General features: G+C 72.7%; 25 protein-coding genes. 14 read left to right on the forward strand and 11 right to left on the reverse strand.

The window, feature by feature from the left end; genetic code table 11:
• Positions 1-93: 93 nt before the first annotated feature.
• Entirely contained in the window at positions 94-1,347 is a 1,254-nt protein-coding gene (locus BU204_RS27835) for a multidrug effflux MFS transporter (RefSeq protein ID WP_075128723.1), read from the reverse strand.
• Positions 1,348-1,567: 220 nt separating this feature from the next.
• Here BU204_RS27835 and BU204_RS40285 point away from each other — a divergent pair, with 220 nt between their 5' ends.
• The 3 genes from BU204_RS40285 to BU204_RS27850 are packed head-to-tail and all read left to right on the forward strand — an operon-like array spanning position 1,568 to position 3,434.
• A complete protein-coding gene (locus BU204_RS40285; RefSeq protein WP_075128724.1) occupies positions 1,568-2,284 on the forward strand; it encodes a hypothetical protein in 717 nt (238 codons plus the stop codon).
• Entirely contained in the window at positions 2,281-2,727 is a 447-nt protein-coding gene (locus tag BU204_RS27845; protein WP_075128725.1) for a phage holin family protein, read from the forward strand. The genes BU204_RS40285 and BU204_RS27845 overlap by 4 nt, the downstream gene beginning before the upstream one ends.
• Entirely contained in the window at positions 2,724-3,434 is a 711-nt protein-coding gene (locus tag BU204_RS27850; RefSeq protein WP_075128726.1) for a DUF3618 domain-containing protein, read from the forward strand. The genes BU204_RS27845 and BU204_RS27850 overlap by 4 nt, the downstream gene beginning before the upstream one ends.
• An 80-nt stretch (positions 3,435-3,514) precedes the next feature.
• Here the strand turns inward: BU204_RS27850 and BU204_RS27855 are convergent, their stop codons facing one another.
• Entirely contained in the window at positions 3,515-3,778 is a 264-nt protein-coding gene (locus BU204_RS27855; RefSeq protein WP_083661707.1) for a DUF2631 domain-containing protein, read from the reverse strand.
• Between the two features lie 127 nt (positions 3,779-3,905).
• On the opposite strand from BU204_RS27855, the gene dxr reads away from it, so the two are divergent.
• The 3 genes from dxr to ispG are packed head-to-tail and all read left to right on the forward strand — an operon-like array spanning position 3,906 to position 7,516.
• Positions 3,906-5,138, forward strand: coding sequence for a 1-deoxy-D-xylulose-5-phosphate reductoisomerase (gene dxr / locus BU204_RS27860; protein ID WP_083661700.1), 1,233 nt, complete (start codon positions 3,906-3,908; stop codon positions 5,136-5,138).
• A 5-nt stretch (positions 5,139-5,143) separates the two neighbouring features.
• The gene (locus BU204_RS27865) at positions 5,144-6,346 is read left to right on the forward strand and encodes a M50 family metallopeptidase (protein ID WP_075128729.1); all 1,203 of its coding nucleotides are present in this window, start codon (positions 5,144-5,146) and stop codon (positions 6,344-6,346) included.
• 12 nt (positions 6,347-6,358) lie between these two features.
• Complete coding sequence (ispG, locus tag BU204_RS27870) at positions 6,359-7,516, forward strand: flavodoxin-dependent (E)-4-hydroxy-3-methylbut-2-enyl-diphosphate synthase (RefSeq protein WP_075128730.1); 1,158 nt, start codon at positions 6,359-6,361, stop codon at positions 7,514-7,516.
• Positions 7,517-7,527: 11 nt separating this feature from the next.
• Here ispG and BU204_RS27875 read toward each other — a convergent pair whose 3' ends face one another.
• Positions 7,528-8,091 (reverse strand): dihydrofolate reductase family protein, encoded by a 564-nt coding sequence (locus BU204_RS27875; RefSeq protein WP_075128731.1) that lies wholly within the window; start codon positions 8,089-8,091, stop codon positions 7,528-7,530.
• Between the two features lie 194 nt (positions 8,092-8,285).
• Between BU204_RS27875 and BU204_RS27880 the strand changes: the two genes are divergently transcribed.
• From BU204_RS27880 to map, 3 genes are read left to right on the forward strand one after another with little or no spacing between them, the layout of a single operon-like run.
• A complete protein-coding gene (locus BU204_RS27880; protein ID WP_075128732.1) occupies positions 8,286-9,140 on the forward strand; it encodes a GNAT family N-acetyltransferase in 855 nt (284 codons plus the stop codon).
• 30 nt (positions 9,141-9,170) lie between these two features.
• On the forward strand, positions 9,171-10,988 hold the full coding sequence (locus BU204_RS27885; protein ID WP_075128763.1) for a penicillin-binding transpeptidase domain-containing protein: 1,818 nt from the start codon (positions 9,171-9,173) through the stop codon (positions 10,986-10,988).
• A 10-nt stretch (positions 10,989-10,998) separates the two neighbouring features.
• The gene (gene map / locus BU204_RS27890) at positions 10,999-11,856 is read left to right on the forward strand and encodes a type I methionyl aminopeptidase (RefSeq protein WP_075128733.1); all 858 of its coding nucleotides are present in this window, start codon (positions 10,999-11,001) and stop codon (positions 11,854-11,856) included.
• On the opposite strand, the gene BU204_RS27895 is transcribed toward map, so the two are convergent.
• Complete coding sequence (locus tag BU204_RS27895; RefSeq protein WP_075128734.1) at positions 11,843-12,553, reverse strand: alpha/beta fold hydrolase; 711 nt, start codon at positions 12,551-12,553, stop codon at positions 11,843-11,845. The genes map and BU204_RS27895 overlap by 14 nt on opposite strands.
• Before the next feature lie 41 nt (positions 12,554-12,594).
• Here BU204_RS27895 and BU204_RS27900 point away from each other — a divergent pair, with 41 nt between their 5' ends.
• The gene (locus BU204_RS27900) at positions 12,595-14,121 is read left to right on the forward strand and encodes a cobyric acid synthase (RefSeq protein ID WP_075128735.1); all 1,527 of its coding nucleotides are present in this window, start codon (positions 12,595-12,597) and stop codon (positions 14,119-14,121) included.
• On the opposite strand, the gene BU204_RS27905 is transcribed toward BU204_RS27900, so the two are convergent.
• Positions 14,098-15,474, reverse strand: coding sequence for a mycothione reductase (locus BU204_RS27905; protein WP_075128736.1), 1,377 nt, complete (start codon positions 15,472-15,474; stop codon positions 14,098-14,100). The two genes, BU204_RS27900 and BU204_RS27905, sit on opposite strands and share 24 nt — an antisense overlap.
• A 37-nt stretch (positions 15,475-15,511) precedes the next feature.
• The gene (locus tag BU204_RS27910) at positions 15,512-16,048 is read right to left on the reverse strand and encodes a YbhB/YbcL family Raf kinase inhibitor-like protein (protein ID WP_075128737.1); all 537 of its coding nucleotides are present in this window, start codon (positions 16,046-16,048) and stop codon (positions 15,512-15,514) included.
• 113 nt (positions 16,049-16,161) lie between these two features.
• Here BU204_RS27910 and BU204_RS27915 point away from each other — a divergent pair, with 113 nt between their 5' ends.
• On the forward strand, positions 16,162-17,229 hold the full coding sequence (locus BU204_RS27915; RefSeq protein WP_075128738.1) for a M48 family metallopeptidase: 1,068 nt from the start codon (positions 16,162-16,164) through the stop codon (positions 17,227-17,229).
• Between the two features lie 583 nt (positions 17,230-17,812).
• Here the strand turns inward: BU204_RS27915 and BU204_RS27925 are convergent.
• On the reverse strand, positions 17,813-18,334 hold the full coding sequence (locus BU204_RS27925) for a peroxiredoxin-like family protein (RefSeq protein ID WP_075128740.1): 522 nt from the start codon (positions 18,332-18,334) through the stop codon (positions 17,813-17,815).
• 69 nt (positions 18,335-18,403) lie between these two features.
• Here BU204_RS27925 and BU204_RS27930 point away from each other — a divergent pair, with 69 nt between their 5' ends.
• Complete coding sequence (locus tag BU204_RS27930) at positions 18,404-19,009, forward strand: TetR/AcrR family transcriptional regulator (protein WP_075128741.1); 606 nt, start codon at positions 18,404-18,406, stop codon at positions 19,007-19,009.
• Positions 19,010-19,013: 4 nt separating this feature from the next.
• Here the strand turns inward: BU204_RS27930 and BU204_RS27935 are convergent, their stop codons facing one another.
• Both BU204_RS27935 and BU204_RS27940 read right to left on the reverse strand, forming a co-directional pair.
• Positions 19,014-19,676 carry a response regulator transcription factor gene (locus BU204_RS27935; RefSeq protein WP_075128764.1) on the reverse strand — a complete coding sequence of 221 codons (663 nt, stop codon included), beginning with the start codon at positions 19,674-19,676 and terminating at the stop codon, positions 19,014-19,016.
• Entirely contained in the window at positions 19,673-20,821 is a 1,149-nt protein-coding gene (locus BU204_RS27940; protein ID WP_075128742.1) for a sensor histidine kinase, read from the reverse strand. Before BU204_RS27940 ends, BU204_RS27935 begins: the two co-directional genes overlap by 4 nt.
• Before the next feature lie 131 nt (positions 20,822-20,952).
• Here BU204_RS27940 and BU204_RS27945 point away from each other — a divergent pair, with 131 nt between their 5' ends.
• Positions 20,953-21,363: a DUF6326 family protein gene (locus tag BU204_RS27945; protein WP_075128743.1), complete on the forward strand. Its 411-nt coding sequence runs from the start codon at positions 20,953-20,955 to the stop codon at positions 21,361-21,363.
• Here BU204_RS27945 and BU204_RS27950 read toward each other — a convergent pair.
• Positions 21,360-22,280 (reverse strand): M15 family metallopeptidase, encoded by a 921-nt coding sequence (locus BU204_RS27950; RefSeq protein ID WP_408608053.1) that lies wholly within the window; start codon positions 22,278-22,280, stop codon positions 21,360-21,362. The genes BU204_RS27945 and BU204_RS27950 overlap by 4 nt on opposite strands.
• Positions 22,281-22,333: 53 nt before the next feature.
• On the opposite strand from BU204_RS27950, the gene BU204_RS27955 reads away from it, so the two are divergent.
• Positions 22,334-22,783: a GNAT family N-acetyltransferase gene (locus BU204_RS27955; protein ID WP_075128744.1), complete on the forward strand. Its 450-nt coding sequence runs from the start codon at positions 22,334-22,336 to the stop codon at positions 22,781-22,783.
• Here the strand turns inward: BU204_RS27955 and BU204_RS27960 are convergent.
• Positions 22,749-23,900 (reverse strand): 8-amino-7-oxononanoate synthase, encoded by a 1,152-nt coding sequence (locus BU204_RS27960; RefSeq protein WP_075128745.1) that lies wholly within the window; start codon positions 23,898-23,900, stop codon positions 22,749-22,751. The genes BU204_RS27955 and BU204_RS27960 overlap by 35 nt on opposite strands.
• Between the last annotated feature and the right edge of the window lie 184 nt (positions 23,901-24,084).

The raw sequence follows: 24,084 nt of genomic DNA on the forward strand, positions 1-24,084 counted from the left end.
TCGCCGAGCGCTCCCGCGGCCGGGCAGGGACGGCCGCAGCAGTGTGAGAGCGCTCTCACGCACTCCTGACGATATTGCGGCCCTGGTGCCGCGTCAATGACCCGCGACGCCCGTCCGGCGCTCCGCGCGCAGGGTGGCGGCCAGGGTCACCCAGCCGACCGCGGCACCGGCGGTCATCGTGATCGCCATCGCCGGGCCGTCGTTGCCGAGCACGCCGACGAGGGGAGCGATCGCGGCGCCGAGCGCGAACTGCGTCGCGCCGAGCAGGGCCGCCGCGGTGCCGGCCGCCTCGCCGTGCCGGGACAGGGCCAGCGCCGGCGCGTTGGGCAGAACGAAACCGACCGCGCCGAGCAGGAAGAACAGCGGGATCACGAATCCGAGCAGGCCGCCGGCGCCGGTCGCGGTGAGGGTGACCAGGACCAGCCCGGTGACCACCGCCGCGCTCAGGGCGTGCAGCACGATGCGGGCGGGGCTGAACCTGCCCAGCAGGACGACGTTGAACTGGGACGCGCCGATGAGCGCGACCGCGCCGATCCCGAAGACCAGGCCGAACTCCTGCTGGTCGAGCCCGTAGTGGTCCTGCAGGACGAACGAGGACCCGGACACGTAGGAGAACAGCGCCGACATGCCCAGCGCGGCGACCAGCGTGAGCACGACGAACTGCCGGTCGAGCAGGAGCGAGCGGTAGGTGCGCAGCACCGGGCGGACCGACCCGGTCCGGCGGCGGGCCGGTGGCAGCGTCTCCTTGAGCAGGAACACCGCGACCAGCATCAGGGCCACGCCGAGCCCCGCCAGCACGGCGAACACGCCGCGCCAGGAGGTCCTCAGCAGGATCCCCGCGCCGATCGTCGGGGCCAGGATCGGCGCCACGCCCATCACGAGCATCAGCCGGGAGAGCACGGTCGCCGCGGCGCGCCCGGTGAACAGGTCCCGGACCACGGCCATCGCGACCACCATCGCGGCCGCCGCGCCCACTCCCTGCAACAGGCGAAGCGCACCGAGTACCGCCACGTTCGGCGCGACCAGGCAGAGGAGCGAGGCCAGCACGTGCACCGCGGTGCCCGCGACGAGCGGTCTGCGCCGGCCGAGGGCGTCGGACAGCGGACCGACCACCAACTGGCCGAGCCCCAGCCCGAGCAGGGTGCCGGTGAGGGTGAGCTGGGCCGCCGAGGACGTCGTGAGCAGGTCGTCGGCGATCGCCGGCAGGGCCGGGAGGTACATGTCGATCGTCAGCGGACCGAGCGCGATCAGCGCGCCCAGCACCAGGATCAGGCGCACCCGCGCCCAGCCGGCCGGCGACACCGACTCGTCGGCGGAGGACGCTCGCGAGAGCGTGGCGCTGTCCATCGGCGGCCTTTCGCGTGGGGGGACTCGAGGGCTGACGACGGTGTCGTCCCTGATCAGCAATCGGGCGGCTGAGTTTGTTCCGCGCGTTCCGCCAAACGCTGATCATCTTCGGATTCGTGGTTAGTGCGGCCGGTGTCGGGTATCCGGGCGGTCCCCGGAGCGGGTGTGCAGGTTGCCTGACGCACGACCCGCGATGTCACCGTGTCTCCAGGAGGACGAGATGACCAGTTCTGAACCGTCGACGACGCAGGTCGCGAAGGACGAGGCGGCCGAGGTCGCGCGTACCGCCGCCCAGCGCGGTGGCGAGGTCGGCCAGACGGCCGGCGACCAGGCCCGCCGCGTCGCGCAGGAGACGACCCGGCAGGCGAGGGACCTCGCCAAGGAGGGTCGTGAGCAGCTCGTCGGCCAGGCCAGGGAGGGCCAGCGCAAGGCCGCCGGCAGCCTGCACACGCTGGCCGACCAGCTGCACGGCATGTCCGAGAACTCGGAGGGTAGCGGCCTGGCACCGGAGGTCGTCCGCCAGGCCTCCGAGCGCACCAGGGCCGTCGCGTCCTGGCTCGAGGAGCGCGAGCCGGGCGACCTGCTCGCCGAGGTGCGGTCCTTCGCCCGCCGCAAGCCCGGCCTGTTCCTGGCCGGAGCGGCCGTGGCCGGCGTGCTCGCCGGCCGGCTGACCAGAGGCGCGGTGCAGGCCGCCAAGGACGACAGCCAGCAGGGCCAGCAGGGCCAGCAGTTCACGGGCACGACGGGTGGCACCTACGTGGCGGAGCGGGCGCAGCCCGCGACCTACCCGGCGACCCCGCCGGTGCCCCCGCCGGTTCCGCCCGCACCTCCGGTCGGGCCGCCCGGATCGGTCACCACGGCACCCGCGTTCCCGCCCGCGCCCGAGTACCGCGCACCGGAGACCTTTCCCGGGCAGCAGGGGCCGGTGACGCGATGACGACCCCGCACGCACCCGGTGGCGCCGTGCCACCGCCCGGGGGCAGCCACGTCGACGTGTCCGACCGGTCGGTCGGCGAGCTGCTGGGGAACATCTCCCGTGACCTGTCGACCCTGCTGCGCCAGGAGCTCGCGCTGGCCAAGGCCGAGCTGAAGGGCGAGGTGTCCAAGGCCGGCAAGGGTGCCGGCATGCTCGGCGCCGCGGGGTTCGCCGGCTACATGGTCCTGCTGTTCCTGTCCTTCGCCCTCTGGTGGGCGTTGGCGAACGCGATGGACACCGGACTCGCCGCGCTGATCGTCGCGGTGATCTGGGGAGTGGCCGCTGGCGTCCTCTTCGCCGCCGGGCGGAAGCGGATCCAGCAGGTCAACCCGAAGCCGGAACGCACCGTGGAAACCATCAAGCAGGTCCCCGACGCCATCAAGCCGACCCAGGAGACGCCATGACCTACCCGAACTACCCGACCGATCCGAACTACACCGACGACCCCGAGCAGCTCCGCCGGGACATCGAGCGCACCCAGCGCAACCTGAGCACCGACGTCGACCTGCTCACCGAGAAGGTCACCCCCAGCCGCATCGTCGAGCGCCGGGTGGGCCGGGCGCGCCGTGCGCTGACCTCGGTGCGGGACAGGGTCATGGGCAGTGGCCAGGACGCCGCCTACACGGTCCGCGACCGGGCCTCCTCCGTCGGCGGGAGCGTCAAGGGCACCGCGTCCTCGGTGGGCGGGAGCGTCAAGGACACCGCCTCCTCGGTGGGTGACACCGTCTCCTCGGTGGCCGGGAACGTGGCCGACACGGTCAGCGAGACCCCGCAGGCCATCCGGCGCGGAACCGAGGGCAACCCGCTGGCCGCCGGCCTGATCGCGTTCGGCGCCGGGTGGCTGGTCTCCTCGCTGATCCCGGCCAGCCGTGCCGAGCAGCAGCTGGCCGAGCAGGCCAAGGAGCAGGTCCAGGAGTACGGCCAGCCGCTGGTCCAGCAGGTCGCCCAGGACGTCAAGGAGAACCTGCGCGAACCGGCCCAGCAGGCCGTCGAGTCGGTGAAGGAGACCGCGACCGACGCGGCCGGCACGGTCAAGGACGAGGCCAGGCACGCGGCGAGCGACGTCACCGACCGCGCGCAGGAGGCCAAGTCCTCCGTTCAGGACCGCTGACCACTCGAAGCCTCACCGCCCCGGGCCGGACCCCTATCGGCCCGGGGCGGTGGTGTCAGTGGGGTGGTGTCAGTGCGCGGTCAGCGGCGCCAGGACGTGCGCTGCCGCACCCGCGCCCAGATCAGGATGGCGACCAGGCCGATGCCGAAGGCCAGCAGGTAGAGCTGCTCGGTCCGCGCGATCTGGGTGCCGAAGAACGCCATCGCGAACATGGAGATCGCCGTGAACCACCCGCCGATCTCCCGGCCCCGCGGGAAGCGGCCGTGCCAGCCCCACTCCGCGGACGGCTCCTCGTGGGGGTCGACCGCGTTGCGCGACCGCTTCGCGAGCTGTGAGCCTGCCACGTTCCCTCCCGGCACCTGATGATCGTTCGCCCGCACCATGCTCCCACATCGCGGCGGGCGCATCGCGCCGGCACCTTCGGCCCACCATGCGTGAGCGCCGGCAGCGCCATCGGCCACAATGTGCCCGATGACCAGACGAACCGTCCTCGTGCTCGGCTCCACAGGCTCCGTCGGCGTGCAGGCCCTGGAGGTCCTCGCCGCGAACCCCGACCGGTTCGAGGTCGTGGGCATCGCCGCCGGTGGCGGCAAACCCGGCGAGCTCGCGGCACAGGCGGTCGCCGCCGGTGCCGGCGCGGTCGCCGTCTCCCGGTCGACGGCGTTCGAGGACGTCCAGCTCGCGCTGTACGCCGAGGCCCAGAAGCGCGGCTACGAGCGCGGCGGCTTCCCCATGCCGCGGTTGCTGGCCGGGCCGGAGGCGATCGCCGAGCTGATCGACAGCACCCCGGCCGACATCGTGCTCAACGCGATAACCGGGTCGATCGGCCTCGAGCCGACCCTGCGCGCGCTGGGCACGGGGTCGACGCTGGCCCTGGCTAACAAGGAATCGCTGATCGCCGGCGGCCCGCTGGTGCTCCGTGCCGCGGGGCCGGGGCAGATCGTGCCGGTCGACTCGGAGCACTCGGCCATGGCGCAGTGCCTGCGGGCCGGCCGGGCCGAGGAGGTCGACCGCCTGCTGCTCACCGCCTCCGGTGGCCCGTTCCGCGGCCGTCGACGGGCCGAGCTGGACGGGGTCACCGTGGCCGACGCGATGGCCCACCCGACCTGGGACATGGGCCCGGTCATCACGATCAACTCGGCCACCCTGGTGAACAAGGGCCTGGAGCTGATCGAGGCGCACCTGCTGTTCGGCGTGCCCTACGACCGCATCGAGGTCGTCGTGCACCCGCAGTCGATGATTCACTCGATGGTGGCGTTCACCGACGGCTCGACCATCGCCCAGGCCAGCCCGCCGGACATGCGCCTGCCGATCTCGCTGGCGCTCGGCTGGCCGGACCGGGTGCCCGGAACGGCGTCCCGCGCACGCTTCGACGAGCCGCAGGCCTGGACGTTCGAGCCGCTGGACAACGAGACGTTCCCCGCGGTGCGGCTGGCCAGGCAGGCCGGCGAGGCGGGCGGGTGCCTGCCCGCGGTCTACAACGCGGCCAACGAGGAGGGCGTCGCAGCCTTCGTAGCAGGACACACGGCCTTCACCGCCATTGTGGACACTGTGCAGCGGGTGCTCGACGACGCGGACGACTGGCACGGGGAGCCGTCCGGGGTCGAGGAGGTACTCGCCGCGGAGAGCTGGGCACGCGCCCAGGCCAGGCAGCGGCTCGGGTCGACGGCTGAGCTCGGGACCACCGGGCGGGGAGAGGACTGACGGACGTGCTCGCGTGGATCCTGGGGGTCATCCTCTTCGCGCTCGGCATCTGCATCTCGGTGGCGCTGCACGAGGCCGGCCACATGGGCGCCGCCAAGGCCTTCGGGATGCGGGTGCGCCGCTACTTCATCGGCTTCGGCCCGACGATCTTCTCGTTCCGCCGCGGCGAGACCGAGTACGGCCTCAAGGCGATCCCGGCCGGCGGCTTCTGCGACATCGCCGGCATGACCGCGCTGGACGAGGTCACGCCGGAGGAGGCGCCCCGGGCGATGTGGCGCTACCCGACGTGGAAGCGCTTCGTGGTGATGGTGGCCGGCTCGGTCACCCACTTCATCCTCGGGTTCCTCATCCTCTACCTGATGGCCATCACGATGGGGCTGCCCAACCTGATCGACCCGAACACGGTGCGGCCCGAGGTGGGCACGGTCAACGACTGCGTCGTGGACAAGGGGAACTCGTCGGCGGAGGGCTGCGAGCCGGGTGCGGCCGCGCCGGCCAAGGACGCGGGCCTTCGCCAGGGCGACCTCGTGCTCTCGGTCGACGGCACCCCCACGCCGACCTGGCGTGACATGGTCGACAAGGTCGAGGACCTCTCCGGCCCGGCCGAGTTCGAGGTCCGGCGCGGCGGCGAGACCCTCACGCTGACCGTGGACGTGGCGCAGGTGTCGACGGCGAACGGGGACAAGGCCGGCGCGATCGGGGTCTCGGTGGCCCTGCCGCCCGCGGTGAACACCTACGGCGCCCTCGACGGGTTCGGCGGCGCGGCCGCGTTCACCGGCGACATGTTCGTCGGCGTCTGGAACGGCCTGCTCGCGTTCCCGGAGAAGATCCCGAAGGTGGTCGAGGCGATCGGCGGCGGCGAGCGCGACCCCGAGACGCCGGTCAGCGTCGTGGGCGCGAGCATCATCGGCGGTGACGCCGTCGAGCAGGGCATCTGGGAGATGTTCCTCCTGCTGCTCGCGACGCTGAACTTCTTCATCGGCGTGTTCAACCTGCTGCCGCTGCTGCCGCTGGACGGCGGTCACATCGCGGTGCTGTTCTACGAGCGGATCAGGGACTGGATACGCGGGCTGCGCGGCAAGCCCGCGGCCGGACCGGTCGACTACTCCAAGTTGTCGGCCGTGACGATGGTGTTCGTCCTCATCGGTGGTGCGGTCGTGTTGTTGACCGTCACAGCGGACATCGTCAACCCGATTCGTATCCGTTAGTAGGCTGGAAGCATGACCGAGAGCATCTCGCTGGGCATGCCGCAGTTGCCGCCGCCGGTGTTGGCGCCCCGTCGCAGGACGAGGCAGCTGATGGTCGGCAAGGTCGGCGTCGGCAGCGACTTCCCGATCTCGGTGCAGTCGATGACCACCACGGTCACCGCCGACGTGAACGCCACGCTCCAGCAGATCGCGGAGCTCACCGCGGCCGGCTGCGACATCGTGCGGGTGGCGTGTCCGTCCCAGGACGACGCGGAGGCGCTGCCGGCGATCGCGCGCAAGTCGATGATCCCGGTGATCGCCGACATCCACTTCCAGCCGAAGTACGTCTTCGCCGCGATCGAGGCCGGGTGCGCCGCGGTGCGGGTGAACCCGGGCAACATCAAGAAGTTCGACGACAAGGTGCGCGAGATCGCGGCGGCGGCGCGCGACCACGGCACCCCGATCCGCATCGGCGTCAACGCCGGCTCCCTGGACCCCCGCCTGCTGAGCAAGTACGGCAAGGCGACCCCGGAGGCGCTGGCGGAGTCGGCGCTGTGGGAGGCGTCGTTGTTCGCCGAGCACGACTTCCACGACCTGAAGATCTCGGTGAAGCACAACGACCCGGTCGTCATGGTGCGGGCCTACGAGCTGCTGGCCGAGCAGTGCGACTACCCGCTGCACCTCGGCGTGACCGAGGCCGGGCCGGCGTTCCAGGGCACGATCAAGTCGGCGGTGGCCTTCGGGGCGCTGCTGCGCCAGGGCATCGGCGACACGATCCGGGTCTCGCTGTCGGCTCCTCCGGTGGAGGAGGTCAAGGTCGGCTCGCAGATCCTTCAGTCCCTCAACCTCCGGCCGCGCAAGCTGGAGATCGTCTCCTGCCCGTCCTGCGGCCGCGCCCAGGTGGACGTGTACAAGCTGGCCGACGAGGTGACGGCCGGCCTCGAGGGCATGGAGGTGCCGCTGCGGGTGGCCGTGATGGGCTGCGTGGTCAACGGACCGGGCGAGGCGCGCGAGGCCGACCTCGGCGTCGCGTCGGGCAACGGCAAGGGCCAGATCTTCGTCAAGGGCCAGGTGATCAAGACGGTGCCCGAGCACCAGATCGTGGAGACCCTGATCGAGGAGGCCATGCGGATCGCCGAGGAGAGCGGCGAGACCGCCGGCGCCGGCAGTCCCGTCGTCACCGTCTCCTGAGCCGGTACCGGTCAGCGCCGCAGTTCGTAGCGCATCAGGACGGTGCCACCCTCGAACACCCGCGTCTCCAGCAGGCGCAGCTCCAGCCAGTTGCCCAGGGCGTGGAAGAACGGCGCGCCGCCGCCGAGCGCCACCGGGTTGTAGAACAGCCTGAACTCGTCGACCAGGCCGGCGGCGGTCGCCGCGGCGGCCAGCCTTGCCCCGCCGATGTCCATGTCGCCGCCGTCCTCGGCCTTGAGCCGCCGGATCTCGGCCACCGGGTCACCGCGGTGCAGGGTGGTGTTCCAGTCGACCTCGGTCACCGTTGAGGAGAACACCACCTTGGGCCTGGCCCGCCAGCGCCTGGCGAAGTCCGCTTCCACCTCCTCCACCTCGGGCGCCTGGTCGGCGGTCGGCCAGTACTGGCTCATGACCTCCCACAGCCGCCGCCCGTAGAGGGACAGGCCGTCCGGGCTGACCGTCTCGTTGTGGTACCAGTGCAGCTCCTCGCTCGGGGTGGACCAGGAGATGTCGTCTCCCGGTGCGGCGACGAACCCGTCCAGCGACACACCCATCCCGTAGATCAGCTTCCGCATACCCGCTCCCTTCCGCCGTGCCTGGCGGTACGGACCAGCCGGCCGTCGGGAACTCATCGCTCCTCGCGGCGATCGGTCGCGATCCGGTGCGCGACGGTACCCCGGACCCCTCGACCCGCCGTCCACGAGGCGGTGTGGGCGTGTCGGCGGGGCTCGGCTGTCCCATGCGGCCGACATCTGGCACGCTTGAGGATGTGTTGCGGCTTGCTGGAGCGCGCTTGCTCGACGAGCGGGATCGGATGGCCGTGTGCGCGATGCTCACGGCGGATCCGGTCGCGTCCTGCATGGTCGCCTCGCGCGTCGAGACCCTCGGAATGGACCCCTGGCGGCTGGGTGGCGAGCTGTGGGGCTGCGAGCCCCGCGGGTTCCGCGGCGGCCGGCTGGACTCGCTGTGCTTCGCCGGCTCGAACCTGATCCCCCTGCAGGGCTCGCGGCCCGCGCTGCGCGCGTTCGCCGACCGGGCGCTGCGCCGCCGACGGATGTGCTCGTCGGTGGTCGGCCCGGCCGAGCAGGTGCTCGGGCTGTGGGAGGAGCTGGAGCTGGACTGGGGGCCGGCCCGCGAGGTGCGCGAGGACCAGCCCCTGATGTCGATGTCCACCCCGCCCCTGGTCACCCCCGACCCGCTGGTCCGGCCGGTGCGCCCGGACGAGCTGGACCGCTACCTGCCGGCGGCCGTCGCCATGTTCATCGAGGAGGTCGGGGTCGACCCGCGCAGCGGCGACGGCGGCGCGAGCTACCGGGCCCGGGTCGCCGAGCTGATCGCCGCGGGCCGCGCCTTCGCCCGGTTCGAGGGCGGGGACGTGGTGTTCAAGGCGGAGATCGGTGCGTTGTCCGAGGCGGTCGGGCAGATCCAGGGCGTCTGGGTGCACCCGGACCGGCGCGGGCACGGGTTCGGCTCCACCGGCACGGCCGCGGTCGTCGACCGGCTGGTCCGCGGGCTCGGCCGCACCGCCAGCCTCTACGTCAACGGCTACAACGTTGTCGCGCAGGCGGCGTACAAGCGGGTCGGGTTCACCAGGGTCGGCCAGTACGCGACCGTGCTGTTCTGAGTGTCGGTGCGTTCGGCCATACTCGCGGTCGTGCGCGTTCCTTCCCGTCGGCGGGCCTCGGCGGTGCTGGCCGCCCTCCTGCTCGTCCTCCCGCTCGCGGGCTGCGGCCTGTTCGGCGACTCCGGGCCCCGGCCGGAGGACGTGGCCGACGAGTTCCTCGGTGCGTTCGCCTCGGGCGAGACCGCGGCCGCGGCCCGACTGACCGACTCGCCGGACTCCGCCCGCGCCCTGCTCGACGAGGTTCGCGGCGCACTGGAACCGGAGAAGGTGTCGGCCCGGCTCGGGACGGTGGAGACCAACGCGGACGAGACGACGGCCAGGGCGACCTTCGAGCTGGCCTGGGACCTCGGCCACCAGCGCCGGTGGAGCTACGAGGGCGGGATGGAGCTCCGTTCCCGGGACGACACCTGGCAGGTGCACTGGTCGACCACGGTCGTGCACCCCGACCTCGCCGAGCAGCAGTCGATCGCCCTGGAGAGCCAGCAGCCCGAGCTGGCCCCGGTACTCGACCGGGACGGTGAGCTGCTGATGTCGCCGGACCGGGTGATCTCGGTCCTGTTCGACCGGGCGAAGGCCGGGGACGCGGCGTCGGTGGCCGGTGCGCTCGCCACCGCCCTCGCCGGCTTCGACCGGACGATCACCCGGCAGTCCATCCTGGACGGCTCGGCCAAGACTCCGGCCGGCCAGCCCTACCAGGTCGTCGCGCTCCGCTCGGGGGACTACCAGCGGGTCAAGCCACGGATCTACGAGCTGCCGGGGGTGCGCTTCACCTCGGCGCCGCGCCTGCTGGCGGTCGACAAGAAGCTGGGCCCGGCGCTGCTGCCGGGCATCCGCAAGCTCGTCGAGGACGACCTCAACGGCAAGGCGGGCTGGCGGATCTACACGACCGACGTCTCCGGCGCCGAGGTGGCCGAGCTGTACTCGGCCGCCGCCGAGCCGGCCGAGGCCGCGCGGGTGACGCTGAGCCGGCGCATGCAGCAGGCGGCCGAGCGGGCCATCGCGGGCGAACCGAAGGCGTCGATGATCGTCGCGATGCGGGCGTCCACCGGCGAGCTGCTCGCCGTGGCGCAGAACCCGCTCGCCGACCAGCAGGGCGCGATCGCGCTGAGCGGCCGCTACCCCCCGGGCTCCACATTCAAGATCATCACTGCCGTCACCGCCATCGAGGGCGGAAAGGTCACAGCGAACCAGCCGGTCGGCTGCCCCGCGACGATCACCGTGGACGGCCGGGTGATCCCCAACGCCGGCCGGTTCGACAAGGGCACGGTCCCGCTGCACACGGCCTTCGCGTTCTCCTGCAACACCACCTTCGCCCAGCTGTCCACCGGCCTGCACCCCTCGGCGATGACCGACACCGCGCGCCGGCTGGGTCTGGGCGCCGACTTCGTGATGCGCGGCGCGACGACCGTGACCGGCTCGGTGCCGCCGGCCACCGACGTCGTCGAGCGGGCCGAGGACTCGATCGGCCAGGGCAAGGTGGTGGCGAGCCCGTTGGGAATGGCGCTGGTCGCCTCGACCGTGGCGTCGGGCCGCATGCCGACGCCGACCCTGCTGGCCGGGGCGCGCACCGAGAGCGACACCGTCGACCCGAAGCCGGTCGCCCCCGCCGTCCTCACCTCGGTCCGGGGCATGATGCGGGAGGTGCAGCAGCGCACCCCGCAGCTGGCCGCGTTCCCGGACCTGCACGGCAAGACCGGGACCGCCCAGTTCGGCGACGGCCGCCGTTCACACGGCTGGTTCGTCGGCTTCCGGGGGGACACGGCGTTCGCGGTGCTGCTCACCGACGCCGGGACCTCCGCGAAGGCGGTGGCGGCGACGGCGCGTTTCCTCGGCGGCCTGGGGTCGTAGGGTGGATGGCATGTTCGCACGTGCCCCGCTCACGCCAGGCGTCCAGAGCCCCCGCCGGCAGGTCCCCTCGTCGATCGCGCGCCCCGAGTACGTGGGCAAGCCGGCGCCCAAGCGGAACACCGAGCCCTGGGTACAGACCGACGAGACGATCGAGGCCATGCGGGTCGCCGGGCGGATCGCGGCCCAGGCGCTGCAGGAGGGCGGCAAGGCGGTCAAGCCGGGTGCGGCGACCGACGACATCGACGCCGTCGTGCACGAGTTCCTGCTCGACCACGGGGCCTACCCGTCCACCCTCGGCTACCGGAACTTCCCCAAGTCGTGCTGCACCTCGCTCAACGAGGTCATCTGCCACGGCATCCCCGACTCGACGCTGATCGAGGACGGCGACATCGTCAACATCGACGTGACCGCGTTCATCGGCGGCGTGCACGGCGACACGAACGCGACCTTCCTCGCCGGAGAGGTGGACGAGGACGTGCGGCTGCTGGTCGAGCGCACGCACGAGGCCACCATGCGGGCGATCAAGGCGGTCCGGCCGGGCCGGGCGCTCAACGTGATCGGGCGGGTGATCGAGGCCTACGCCAGGCGATTCGGCTACGGCGTCGTCCGCGACTTCACCGGGCACGGCATCGCCCGCTCGTTCCACAGCGGGCTCGTGATCCTGCACTACGAGGAGCCGAGCGTGGACACGGTCATCGAGAAGGGCATGACGTTCACGATCGAGCCGATGATCACCCTCGGTGGCATCGACTACGACATCTGGGACGACGGCTGGACGGTCACCACCAAGGACAGGAGCTGGACCGCCCAGTTCGAGCACACGCTGGTCGTGACCGACGACGGCGCGGAGATCCTCACCCTGCCCTGAGCAGCTCGCCGAGCACCTCGAGGATCGCCGTGGCCACCGGCAGGGGATCGCCGGCGGGCGCGAGGTGGTGGGAGGGGATCCGGCGGACCGGCCACCCCAGCCCGGCAGCCTCGTCGGCGTCGGCCTCGTAGGCCTGTGAGAGCAGCACGTACCCGGCCGGTCCGCTCCAGGACACCTCCGGCCGAGGCTCCTTGAGGAACGCGATCGGCACCTCCGGCGCCTCGTCGGCGATCTCGGCCCGCAGCTCCTCGTCGGCGACCAGTTCGGCCAGCGGATCGGGGTCGAACCAGCGCTGCCAGCGGGGGAGCCGCCCCTCCCGCGACAGTGCCCGCAGGTGGGAGTACAGCTCGGCCGGCACGGTGTCGCGCCAGCTGCGGCCGGGGGTGGGCAGCCCCGCGTCGAGGAACACGAGCCCGGTCACGGTGTCCTCCAGCACGTCGGCGAACGCCGGCAGCAGCGGACCGGCGCCGCTGTGCCCGACCAGCACGACCTCCCCGCCGAGCTCCTCCTCGCTCATCGCGTCGGCGAACGCCCCGAGCAGCACCTGGTGCACCGGTGTGGCGACCACACTGGGCCGCAGGTCGAGCAGGAGCGCCGGGTGCCCGTGCGCGGCCAGCGCGTCGGCGAGCGGGCGCAGGCTGGCGGGGCCGAGGAACGGGCTGTGCACGAGGACGGCTGTGATCGGGGACGCGGGCATGCCCGCGATGATGGCAGACGCGGACGTGGAGGGAGCAGGACATGCGAGGCGCGTTGCTGGTGGCCGGAACGTCGTCGGACGCGGGCAAGAGCGTGCTGGTGGCCGGCCTGTGCCGGTGGTTGGTCCGCCGGGGGGTGCGGGTGGCGCCGTTCAAGGCGCAGAACATGTCGAACAACTCCGTGGTGACCCCCGAGGGCGGGGAGATCGGGCGAGCGCAGGCGATGCAGGCCGCCGCCAGCGGGCTCGAGCCGAGCGTGCGGTTCAACCCGGTCCTGCTCAAGCCGGGCGCGGACAACAGCTCCCAGGTGGTCGTACTCGGCCACCCGGTCGGCCAGGTGGACGCGCTGTCCTACCGGGAGCGTCGGGAGGAGTTGCGCGAGGTCGTGCTGTCCACCCTGGCCGAGCTGCGCGCGGAGCACGACGTCGTGGTGTGCGAGGGTGCCGGCTCGCCGGCCGAGATCAACCTCCGGGCCGGCGACATCGCCAACCTCGGCCTCGCCCGCGGCGCCGGCCTTCCGGTGCTGGTGGTCGGCGACATCGACCGGGGTGGTGTGCTCGCCCACCTGTTCGGCACGCTGGCGATCCTGGACCCGGCCGACCAGGCGGTGGTCTCGGCGTTCGCGGTGAACAAGTTCCGCGGCGACCCGGGGCTGCTCGCCCCGGGGCTGACCCGGCTGACCGAGCTGACCGGACGCCCGGTGCTCGGTGTGCTGCCCTGGCACCCCGACCTCTGGCTGGAGGCGGAGGACTCGCTGTCCTACACGGCCGACGGCGTTGTCGGCCGGCCCGCGCCGCCGGTGGGGGAGCAGTGGCTGCGGGTGGCGGTGGTGCGCCTTCCCCGCATCTCCAACGCGACCGACATCGAGGCGCTCGCCTGCGAGCCCGGGGTCGCGGTCCGCTTCGTCACCGAACCCTCCCGGCTGGCCGACGCCGACCTGGTCGTCCTGCCTGGAACCAAGTCCACCGTGGCCGACCTGGGGTGGCTGCGGGAGCGCGGGCTGGCCGACGCGATCGCCGGGCACGTCCGGGCCGGGCGCCCCCTGGTGGGGCTCTGCGGGGGCTACCAGATGCTGGGCGCCACGATCACCGACGAGGTCGAGTCGGGCGCCGGCGAGGTACCCGGGCTCGGCCTGCTCGACCTCGCGGTGACCTTCGCGTGGTCCAAGACCCTCACCCGGCCGACCGGTACCGCTCTCGGTGAGGTGGTCTCCGGGTACGAGATCCACCACGGGCAGATCACTCGCCGGGGTGACCTGGCGCCGTTGATCGACGTGGCGGGCGTGCCCGAAGGCGCCCTGGCCGGCCCGATCGCCGCGACCCACTGGCACGGGTTGTTGGACAACGACGCGTTCCGCCGCCGGCTCCTGCGCTGGGCCGCCGAGCGCGCCGACCGTGCTGGCTTCCGACCGGCCCCGGACACCCGGGTGAGCGCGGTTCGCGAGGCCCAGCTGGACCTGCTGGCCGACCTGGTCGACGAGCACCTGGACACCGACGCCGTCGCCCGCCTCGTCGAGGCGGGCGCACCGGCGGGCCTGCCGGTGCTGTCAGTCCAGCGGCAGGTTCAGTAGCGCGTTCTCGATGAGCTCGGGCATCGCGGGGTGGATCCAGTACTGCCCCCGCGCCATGCTGCGCGCGTCGAGCCCGAAGCTCATTGCCTGGATGAGCGGCTGAATCAGCGTCGAGGCCTGCGGACCGATGATGTGGGCGCCGAGCAGCTGACCGGAGACCGGGTCGGCCAACAGCTTGGCGAAGCCGGAGGTGTCCTCCATGGCCCAGCCGTAGGCGATGCCGGCGTAGTCCTGGGTGGCGCTCACGTACCGCAGGCCCTGCGCCTTGGCCGCCCGCTCGGTCAGCCCGACCGCCGCGACCTGCGGCGAGCTGAACACCGCGTGCGGGACGAACCGGTGGTCGGCCTCGATGGGGCTGTCCGGGTTCAGCAGGTTGTGCTGCACCACCCGAGCCTCGTGGTTCGCCACGTGCTTGAGCTCGAACGGCGAGCTGATGTCGCCAAGCGCCCAGACGCCCTCGGCACTCGTGCGCTGGGTCCGGTCGACCACGACGTGGCCGGTGGTGGTCACGTCCACGCCGCCGGCCGGCAGGTTCAGCAGGTCGGAGTTCGGTTGCCGGCCCACCGCGACCAGCACCACGTCGGTCTCCACCGAGCTGCCGTCGGCCAGGTCGACCCGGATCCCTCCGGGCACGACGGCCGAACCAGTAAGGGTGGTGTCCAGCCGCAGGTCCCACTTCTGTCGGGCGAGCTCGGTGAACCGGGCGCTGATGTCGGCGTCCTCCTGGCGCAGCATGGCGCCGGATCGGCCGAGCACCGTGACGTCCACCCCGAACGAGGAGAACACGTGCGCGAACTCGGCGGCGACGAACCCGGTGCCGACGATCACCATGCGCGCGGGCAGCTCGTCCAGCCTCATGATCGTGTCGCTGGTGTGGAACGGCACGTCCTCGAGCCCGGCCGGCACGACCGGTCGACCACCAGCGGCCAGCACCACCCGGTCCGCGGTGATCGACCGGGTCGACCCGTCGCGCAGGGCGACCTCGAGCTCGCGCTTGCCGGTGAACCGCGCCGTGCCCTCGAACACGGTGACGTTCGCGTTGTCGGCGTGGGCGAGCCGGTACTCCCGGCCGCCGACCGCGATCGGGTCGATCCGACCGAAGATGCGGTCTCGGACGTCGCTCCACCGCACGCCCTTGAGCTCGGCGTCTACCCCGAGCTTCGCGCCCGCCGCCGGCGCGGCCGCGAGCTCGGCGGTGTGCACGAACATCTTGGTGGGGATGCAGCCGACGTTGAGGCAGGTGCCGCCGAACACACCCTTCTCCACGACGGCCACCCGCCAGTCGGCGAACCGGCTGTCGAGGATGGAGTTGCCGGAGCCGGTCCCGACGACGACCAGGTCGAAGTGCGTCACGTCCGCTCCAACGTTGGCGGTACCGACTGGATTCCGGTCAGTGCCGGTAGGTGGGGGTCAGGATCGCCCTGGCGAGGGTGTGGAAGGCCAGGTTGAAGCTCACCACGGCGGGTGATGCGCTGCTGTCGACCTCGAGGGCGTCCACGTCGACCGCGTGCACGACGAAGTAGTACCGGTGCACCTGGTCACCCTGCGGCGGGGCGGCGCCGGCGTAGGCGGGGGCCGACATGTCGTTGCGGACGTGGAACGCGCCACCGGGCAGCGTGTCGTCGGAGCCGCCGGCGCCGGCGGGCAGCTCGGTCGTCGAGGCCGGCAGGTTGACCGCGACCCAGTGCCAGAACCCGCCGGGGATCGGGGCGTCCGGGTCGAAGCAGGTGACCACGAAGCTCCTGGTCTCCTCGGGGAAACCGGACCAGGACAGCTGCGGGGAGATGTTCTGGCCGCCGGCGCTGTCGTGCACCGCGCTCATCGGCAGCTGCTGGCCGTCCGCCACGTCGGTGGAGGTCACCGTGAACGAGCCGGCCGCGGGCAGCAGCTCGTAGGGGTCAGGCGCAACGGCGCGCTCGAGGCTCATCGTCGTCTCTCCCGGGATGATCTTTCGTGGGCGCGGTCCACCCTAGTCGGTCCCGACCACCTCCACCGGAACTCGCCACGCCCTAGGCTGGCCCCACTGAGGGGAGTGGTGACATGACGAACGATGCTGGCCGGGACGAGCTGGTTCCCGGCACCAGGGTGCGGTTCCCGGGGATCAGCCCGCGGGCCTACGAGCACCCGGCCGACCGGGGTGCGATGGCGACGCTGCGGGCGGTGCCGGGGGTGTCGGCGGTGCTCAAGGCGGTCGCGGGAATGTGGAACGAGCGCGCGGAGCGGCTGTTCACGGTCGCCTCGGCGATCCGGGTCAGCGAGAAGCAGTACCCGCGGCTCAACCGGATCCGGGTGGACTGCGCGGAGACCCTCGACCTGGACACGGTGCCCGACCTCTACATCGCGCGGGACCCGGGGGCGAACGCGTTCGCGATCGGCATCGACAAGCCGTTCATCGTGCTCACTACCGGCCTGGTGGAGGCGCTGGACCTGGACGGCCTACGGGTCGTGGTCGGTCACGAGACCGGGCACATCCTGTCCGGCCACAACGTGCTGCGCACGCTGTTGATGCGGCTGCTGCGCCTGCAGGCCACGGTGAGCTGGGTGCCGGCCGGGGCGCTCGGGCTGCGCGCGGTGATCGCGGCGTTGATGGAGTGGTACCGCAAGGCCGAGCTGACCGGTGACCGCGCCGGGCTGCTGTGCGGGCAGGACCCGGCGGCGGCCCTGCGCCAGCACGTCTACCTCGCCGGCGGCATCAGCATGGACGACATCGACATCCCCGAGTTCCTGCGGCAGGCGAAGGAGTACGAGGACGTCGACGACATCCGGGACAGCGTGCTCAAGCTGATGACCGTCGAGACCATGAGCCACCCGTTCGCCGTGGTTCGCGCGGCGCAGCTCCAGCGCTGGGCGGCCTCCGAGGAGTACCGCGCGATCCTCGCCGGGGACTACCTCCGCCGGGACGACGACACCCCGTCCAGCTCGCTGATGGACGACCTCAGGGCGGCCGGGCGGTCCTACCGGGAGTCCTGGTCGAGCTCGACCGACCCGCTGACCAAGGTGCTCAGCGACGTCGGCGAGGCGGTCTCCGGCGCGGCGGGCAAGGTCTTCAACCGGTTCGGCGGCGGCTCGTCCACCGAGGACGGACCGAACCGGGAGCCGACCTCCTGACCGGAACGCTCCTCGGCGAACACCCGGCCGCACACGGCGGAGCAGAACGCGTAGGTGCTGCCCTCGTGCTCCAGCGTGGCCGGGGCGCGGGCGAGGTCGACCGTCATCCCGCACACCGGGTCGACCGCGTGCCCGGGGGGCGCCTCGCGGTGCTCCGCCGAGCTCCGGTACGCCTCGGTCATCAGCCGGGTGATGTCGGTGTCGGTGGTGACCCGGCCGAGGGTGCCCAGACCGTGCTCGGCCAGGCCGACGAGCTGCACCACGCAGTGCGGCTCCCGGCGTAGCCGGTCGGGGTCCTGCTCGAACGAGGCGATGATGTCGGTGACCTTCGGGACGAGGTACGCGCCGAGCTGGGAGCTGTTCCAGGACTCCGGCACGGTGACGCGCACGAGGTAGCGCGGCGGCCCGTCCTCGCCTCCGGTGGCCCAGACCGCGGGTTCCCGGACGATGACGTGGCTCAGGGCGCGCATGCCCTCGAGCACCGACGCCGGGGCGCTCTCCTCGGCGAACACCTCGTGCAGCAGGCGGTCGGCGATCGCCCCGCTGTGCCCGTTCGCGCCGCGGACGAACAGCTCGATGGTCATCATGGGTGGTTCTCCTTGTTGGGAACGAGGGCGAGCAGCTCGTCGACCGACCACTGGTCGTCCACATGGGTGCCGAGCTTCGCCGCCACCGTCCGGCCGTCGGGGGCGATGAGGAAGTCGGCGGGGAGGCCGAACCGGCCGCCGGCTGGCCGCAGGGGTGCGCGGTCGCGGTGGCGCAGCCCGCTCACGACGGCCCGGGCGATCGAGGGCCAGGCCCTCGGGTCGAGCAGGGCGCGCGGCGCCGACTCGACGCCGAACTCGCGGTAGAGGTGCCTGCCGGGGTCGGCGACCACGGCGAACGGCAGGTCCGGCACGTACTCGAGCAGGTCCTCCCGGGAGGAGTGGAAGACGACCACCTCGCGCACGCCGGCCGCGGTGATCTCGGAGTGCCGGGCCTGGACCGAGCGGAGGTGGAGGTTGCAGACCGGGCAGCCGGCGAAGCGGCGGAACTGCAGGTGCACCAGGCGGTCGGGGTCGGGTAACGGCACCGGCGTGCCGTCGACGGCGGTCAGCGTGCGCATGAGCCTCCTCTGTAGGCGTACGTTGTACATCTACGTCCAGTATGCGCGTAGCTTGTACGCTGTCAACTCGTGCCCCGCCCTCGTTCGCTGACCAGGCCAGGCATCGCCGCGGCCGCCCTGGCCGTGATCGACCGCGCCGGTCTGGCCGCGCTCACCATGCGGTCCGTGGCCGGGGAACTGGGCGTGGCGACGATGTCGCTGTACCGCTACGTCGCCGACCGCGAGGAGTTGGAGGCGCTGGTCGTCGAGCACGTGCTGGCCGGCGTGGACCTGTCGGTGCCGCCGGGGGACTGGCGCGACCAGGTGACCGTGCTGCTCGAGCGGGTGCGGGAGGCGGTCTGCGAGCATCGGCACGTGGTGCCGCTGCTGGTCCGCCACCGGCACGCCGTGCCGGCGTCGCTGAGCTGGATCGAGGCGATGCTGACCGTGCTCGACGGCGCCGGCTTCACCGGCCGGCGGCGCGTGCTCGCGCAGCGCACCCTGGTCAGCTTCGTGATCGGGGTGCTGCAGAACGAGTACCACGGCCCGCTCGCCGGCGCCGGCACCGCCGCGATGGCCGAACTGTCCACCGCGGACTTCCCGCTGCTCGCCGAGACGGCCGCGCAGGCCCGCGGCGTGTCAGCCGAGGAGGAGTTCCACGAGGGGCTGCGGATCGTGCTGCGCGGGCTCGGATAGGTGGTCAGCCGGTCAGCTCGGCGTCGTGGGCGAGCAGGGCGATCTGCGTGCGGTTGTTGAGGTCGAGCTTGGTGAGGATCCGCGACACGTGGGCCTTCACCGTCGCCACGCTCATGAACAGCTCGCCACCGATCTCGATGTTCGCCTTTCCCTGTCCGACCGCCACCGCCACCTCCCGCTCGCGGTCGCTCAGCCGGCTGAGCAGGGTGCGGGCGTGCTCGCGCCGCGCGGTACCGCCGGTGTCGGTGAGGTGGGCGATGAGCTGCCTCGTCACCACGGGCGACAGGATCGGCTCGCCCGCGGCCACCCGGGTGATCGCCCGGAGGATCTCGGCCGGTCGGGTGTCCTTGAGCAGGAAGCCGCTCGCGCCGGCACGCAGCGCGCGGAGCACGTACGCGTCGGCGTGGAAGGTCGTCAGGACGATGACCTCCGGCGGGTCCGGCCGGGCACGGAGCAGCTCGGTGGCGGCGAGGCCGTCGAGCGTGGGCATCCGGATGTCCATCAGCACGACGTCGGGGGAGTGGGTGTCGACGGCCGCGGCCACCTCCGAGCCGTCCGCGGCCTCGGCCACCACCGCCAGGTCGGGCGAGGTGGTGATGATCATCCGTAGCCCGGCGCGGACGAGCGCGTCGTCGTCGACGACGAGGACGCGCACCGGTTCGTTCACGTCGGCCACGGCAGCCATGCCCTGAGCCGGAAGTCCCCCGACTCGGTGCGGCCGTGCTCGAGCCGCCCGCCGGCGAGGGTCGCGCGTTCGACGAGGCCGATGAGGCCGGCACCCGCGCCCGGGATGTCGCCCGGCGCGGTGGAGCCCGGCTGCCCCGGGTTGCACACCTCGACGGTCAACCCCTCCCCGGCCGCTCCCCGCACGGTCACTGACACCCGCGCGCCGTCGGCGTGCTTGCGGGCGTTGGTGAGGCCCTCCTGGAGGATCCGGTAGGCGCTGCGGCTGGCCACCGCCGGTACCGCGTCCGGCTCGGCCACCGCGGAGTCCAGCTGGACCCGCATCCCGGCCCGCCGCGACTCGTCCACGAGCGCGGGCAGGTCCACCAGGGTGGGCTGGGGCCGGTCCGGCGCGTCGTCGGCGGCGAGCACGTCCCCGCGCAGGACGCCGATCACCTCGCGCAGGTCCTCCAGCGCCTGGTGCGCGCAGTCCCGGACAACCCCGGCGACCTCGGCGTCCTCATCGCCGCGGGCGCCGAGGCGCAGCTCCAACGCGCCGGCGTGCAGGCTCAGCAGCGAGATGCGGTGGGCCAGCACGTCGTGCATCTCCCGCGCGATCCGGTTCCGTTCGAGTTGGCGGGCCTGGGTCACCAGCAGCTCCTTCTCGGACTCGGCCCGCAGGGCCCGGTCGTGCAGGGACTGCCGCCGGGCGCGGACGTACATCCCCCAGGCGAGAATGGCCGCGACGCACACGGCGGCGAGTACGGCCTCCGACCCCTGGGTCAGCGGCAGCTCCGGCCGGACCAGCGGGGAGAGGAGCGCCGCGACCAGGTGTCCGGCGACGATCGGGGCCGCCACCGCGAAGCGTCGGTGCACCGTGAGCGTGAACAGCGCGATCAGCGCCAGCCCGGCGGCGGCTACCGAGTAGACGCTGAACACGCCGGTGACCACCGCGAACCCGACGGGCCGGCGCCGGCGCAGCCACACGCCGACACAGCTCAGCCCACCCAGGGCGGCCTCCGCGCCGAGCGTCGAGAGCGGAAGGTGCTGCCCGGCGCCGTCGACGACGACGAGCGCGGTGAAGCACAGGCCCAGCGCGAAGAACAGGACGTCGACCCTCCGGTTCGCCCTGACCGACCGGACAGTCATGATCGAACGATACGTGACGACGGGGCCGCGGACATCCGACCGAAGTCGATACCCGGACCCAGACCTTCGTCGCCGGGGCGTCGACCGCGAGCCGACGCGGCCCACCGGGCGCACTCGCCACGCTGGGCCGCATGACGAACTCGAACCCGCGGGTGCTCGACCCGAGACGAACGATGTCCACCCTCTGGATCGTCGTGCTGTTCAACATGCTGTTCGCCGACGTCCTCGGCTTCGTCGCGCCGGGCACGCTCGCGGAGATGGCGACGGGGTACGCGGGTTCGCTGCGCGTCACGCCGGAGATTCTGCTGGTCTTCGCGGTCCTGCTGGAGATCCCGATCGCGATGGTCTTCCTGTCCCGGGTGCTGGGGTACCGGGCGAACCGCCTGGCCAACATCGCCGCCGCGGTGATGACCATCGCGTTCACCGTCGGCGGTGGGACGACGGACCCGCACTACGTGTTCCTCGCCGGCATGGAGGTGGTGTGCATGACGGCGATCATCCGAATCGCCTGGACCTGGCGTGAACCCGCGGACGTGTCCTAGTCACCGGTGGCTGAGAAGTGCTGGAGGTCGACCGGTGTCGACCATTCCCCGCCCCAGTGCCAGCCGATCGCGGTGAAGGCGCGGACCGCGGGCCCGCCGGGCTGGACCATTCCCGGGCGGTCGTTCGCTCTGTCCAGATAGGACGAAGCGAGCTCGGGGAGGACGAGGTCACCGCGGACGTAGGGGTTGCAGAAGGGGTTCACGTCGACCGCAAGGCCCAGTGCGTGCGTCGACCAGCGCCGCTGGCCGACGGCGGGACGGCAGACGAAGGCGGTGGTGTTGTTCCCGTCGCCGGTCGGCGGAGCCGTGAGCTCGGCCGCCGTGACCACCCGCATCTCCTCGATCGGGAACCTGACGCGGAACAGCGCGGCGAACGCCCTGGTGACCGCGTCGGCCACCGACCGGGCGACGATCATCTCGCCGGTGTGCGCCCTGCCGTCGAAGCCCCAGAACGACATCGTGAGGTAACGCAGGTCGGCCGCGCGCACCGGACAGCCGGCGCGCCACGTGCTGGCGGCGAGGACCGCGACCGGTACCGGGGCGACGGTCGCGGCGAAGCGCCCGTCGGATGGTGGCGGCAGGCGGTCGGCGGTGGGCAGGTTCCGGTCGGCCAGCTGCGGGGGAGTGGGCAGGACCTGGCCGAACCCGTCCGCCCGCCGGGGGAGCGGACGCGCGCCGACCCGCCAGGCCGGCGGACGGCTGGAGGTCGGCCTGGAGGTCGGCCTGGAGGTCACCGTCGGAGACGGGCCGGGCGCGGCGCTGGCCGTGGTCGTGGTGGTCGTGGTCGTGGTGGTCGTGGTCGTGGTGGTCGTGGTCGTGGTGGTGCTCGGCGGCGGGGGCGCCGGGTCGGGTGCTGTGGCGCAGCCGGCGGCGGCGGCCACCGCCGTCAGCGCCGTCAGCAGTCGCAGGCCAGCCACCCCTCCAGGATGCCCCACCTGCTCTCCGCCGCCCGATCTGGTATTCAGCAGGCATGACCGATCTGCGAGTGGCGGCCGGTGACGAGCTCACCGCCGCCGAGCTGTACGCGGTGCTCACGTTGCGGGTGGACGTGTTCGTCGTGGAGCAGAAGGCGGCCTACCCCGAGCTGGACGGCCGGGACCTGCTGCCGGACACCGTCCACGTCTGGTACCCGGCCACCGGGGAGCCCCAGGCCTACCTGCGGCTGCTCACCGAGCCGACCGGTGGGTGGCGGATCGGGCGGGTCTGCACGCGCCCAGCGGCGCGCGGGACCGGGCTCGGCGGCCGGGTGATGGCCGAGGCCATGCGCCGGGTCGGCACGGCCGAGGCGGTGCTGGACGCGCAGACCTACGCCCAGGAGTTCTACGCGCGCTTCGGTTTCCGCCCGGAGGGCGAGCCCTTCGAGGACGACGACGGCATCGAGCACATCACGATGCGGCGCCCGGAGGTGCGTGGTGGGTGATGACCTTGACCGCGAGGTCGAGGTCCGCGGGGGTGAGGTCGGCGCGGGCGGTGAGGCGTAGCCGGGAGACCTGGTCGGGCACCGAGGGCGGGCGGAAGCAGCCGACCCAGACCCCCGCGGCCCGGCAGTCCTCGGCCCACCGCACCGCCTGCTCCGGGGAGGGCGCGAGCACCGACACGACGGCCGCCGCCGGGTCGGTCACGGTGAGGCCGGCCGCGCGCAGGCGCTCGGCCAGCGAGACGGCCGCCGCCCGGGCCCGCCGCGGCAGGTCCGGTTCCTCGCGCAGGACCGTCAGGGCGGCCAGCGCGGCGGCGGTGCTCGCCGGTGCGAGGCCGGTGTCGAAGATGAAGCTGCGGGCGGAGTCGACCAGGTGCTTGATCACCCGGCGCGGTCCGAGCACCGCGCCGCCCTGCGCGCCGAGCGCCTTGGACAGCGTCAGCGTCGTCACCACGTCCGGTTCGCCGCTGAGCCCGGCGTCCGCCACCGCGCCCCGCCCGCCCTCGCCGAGGACGCCGAAGCCGTGCGCGTCGTCCACCACCAGCGCAGCCCCGGTGGCCCGGCAGGCCTCGAACAACGCGGGCAGCGGCGCCAGGTCACCGTCCACCGAGAACACCGAGTCGGTCACCAGCAGGGCTCGCTCGGTGCGGCGGGTGCGCAGGGCGTGGGCCGCCGCGGCGGGGTCGGCGTGCGCGACGACGGCCACGTCCGCCCGGGACAGGCGGCATCCGTCGATCAGCGAGGCGTGCAGGTAGGCGTCGGTGACGATCGCGCTGCCCTTCCCGGACAGCGCGGTGATGGCTCCCAGGTTCGCGGTGAAGCCGGAGGAGAACACCAGCGCGGCCTGCGTGCCGCAGAACGCGGCCAGCTCGTGCTCGAGCTCGGTGTGAGCCTCGATCGTGCCGGTGACCAGGCGGGAGCCGGTGGACCCCGCGCCCCAGCGCAGGGTCGCCGCGGCGGCCGCCCCGGTCACCCGCTTGTCCCGGGACAGGCCGAGGTAGTCGTTGCCCGCCAGGTCCAGCAGGTCCGAGTCGGGCCGGCGGGGGCGCAGCTGCCGGGCGAGGCCGGCGCGGCGCCGCTCGTCGGCGCGGGTGTCCAGCCAGTCGAAAACCGAGGTCACGCCGACGAGTCTGACATCCGCTCGATCGCGACCGGCTCGAGGTGGATCTCCTACCCCCAAGTAACGGTTCGGCATGATCCTTGCCCGCGTTCACCCACCGGCGTTACGGTCCGAAGTTGAGTGATCGCAGTCACACGTCCTGGTGGTCGGGGTTGTAACTGGCTCAACGCGGAGCGGCCATGCC

It is taken from the genome of Actinophytocola xanthii, assembly GCF_001921205.1.
GTDB lineage: Bacteria > Actinomycetota > Actinomycetes > Mycobacteriales > Pseudonocardiaceae > Actinophytocola > Actinophytocola xanthii.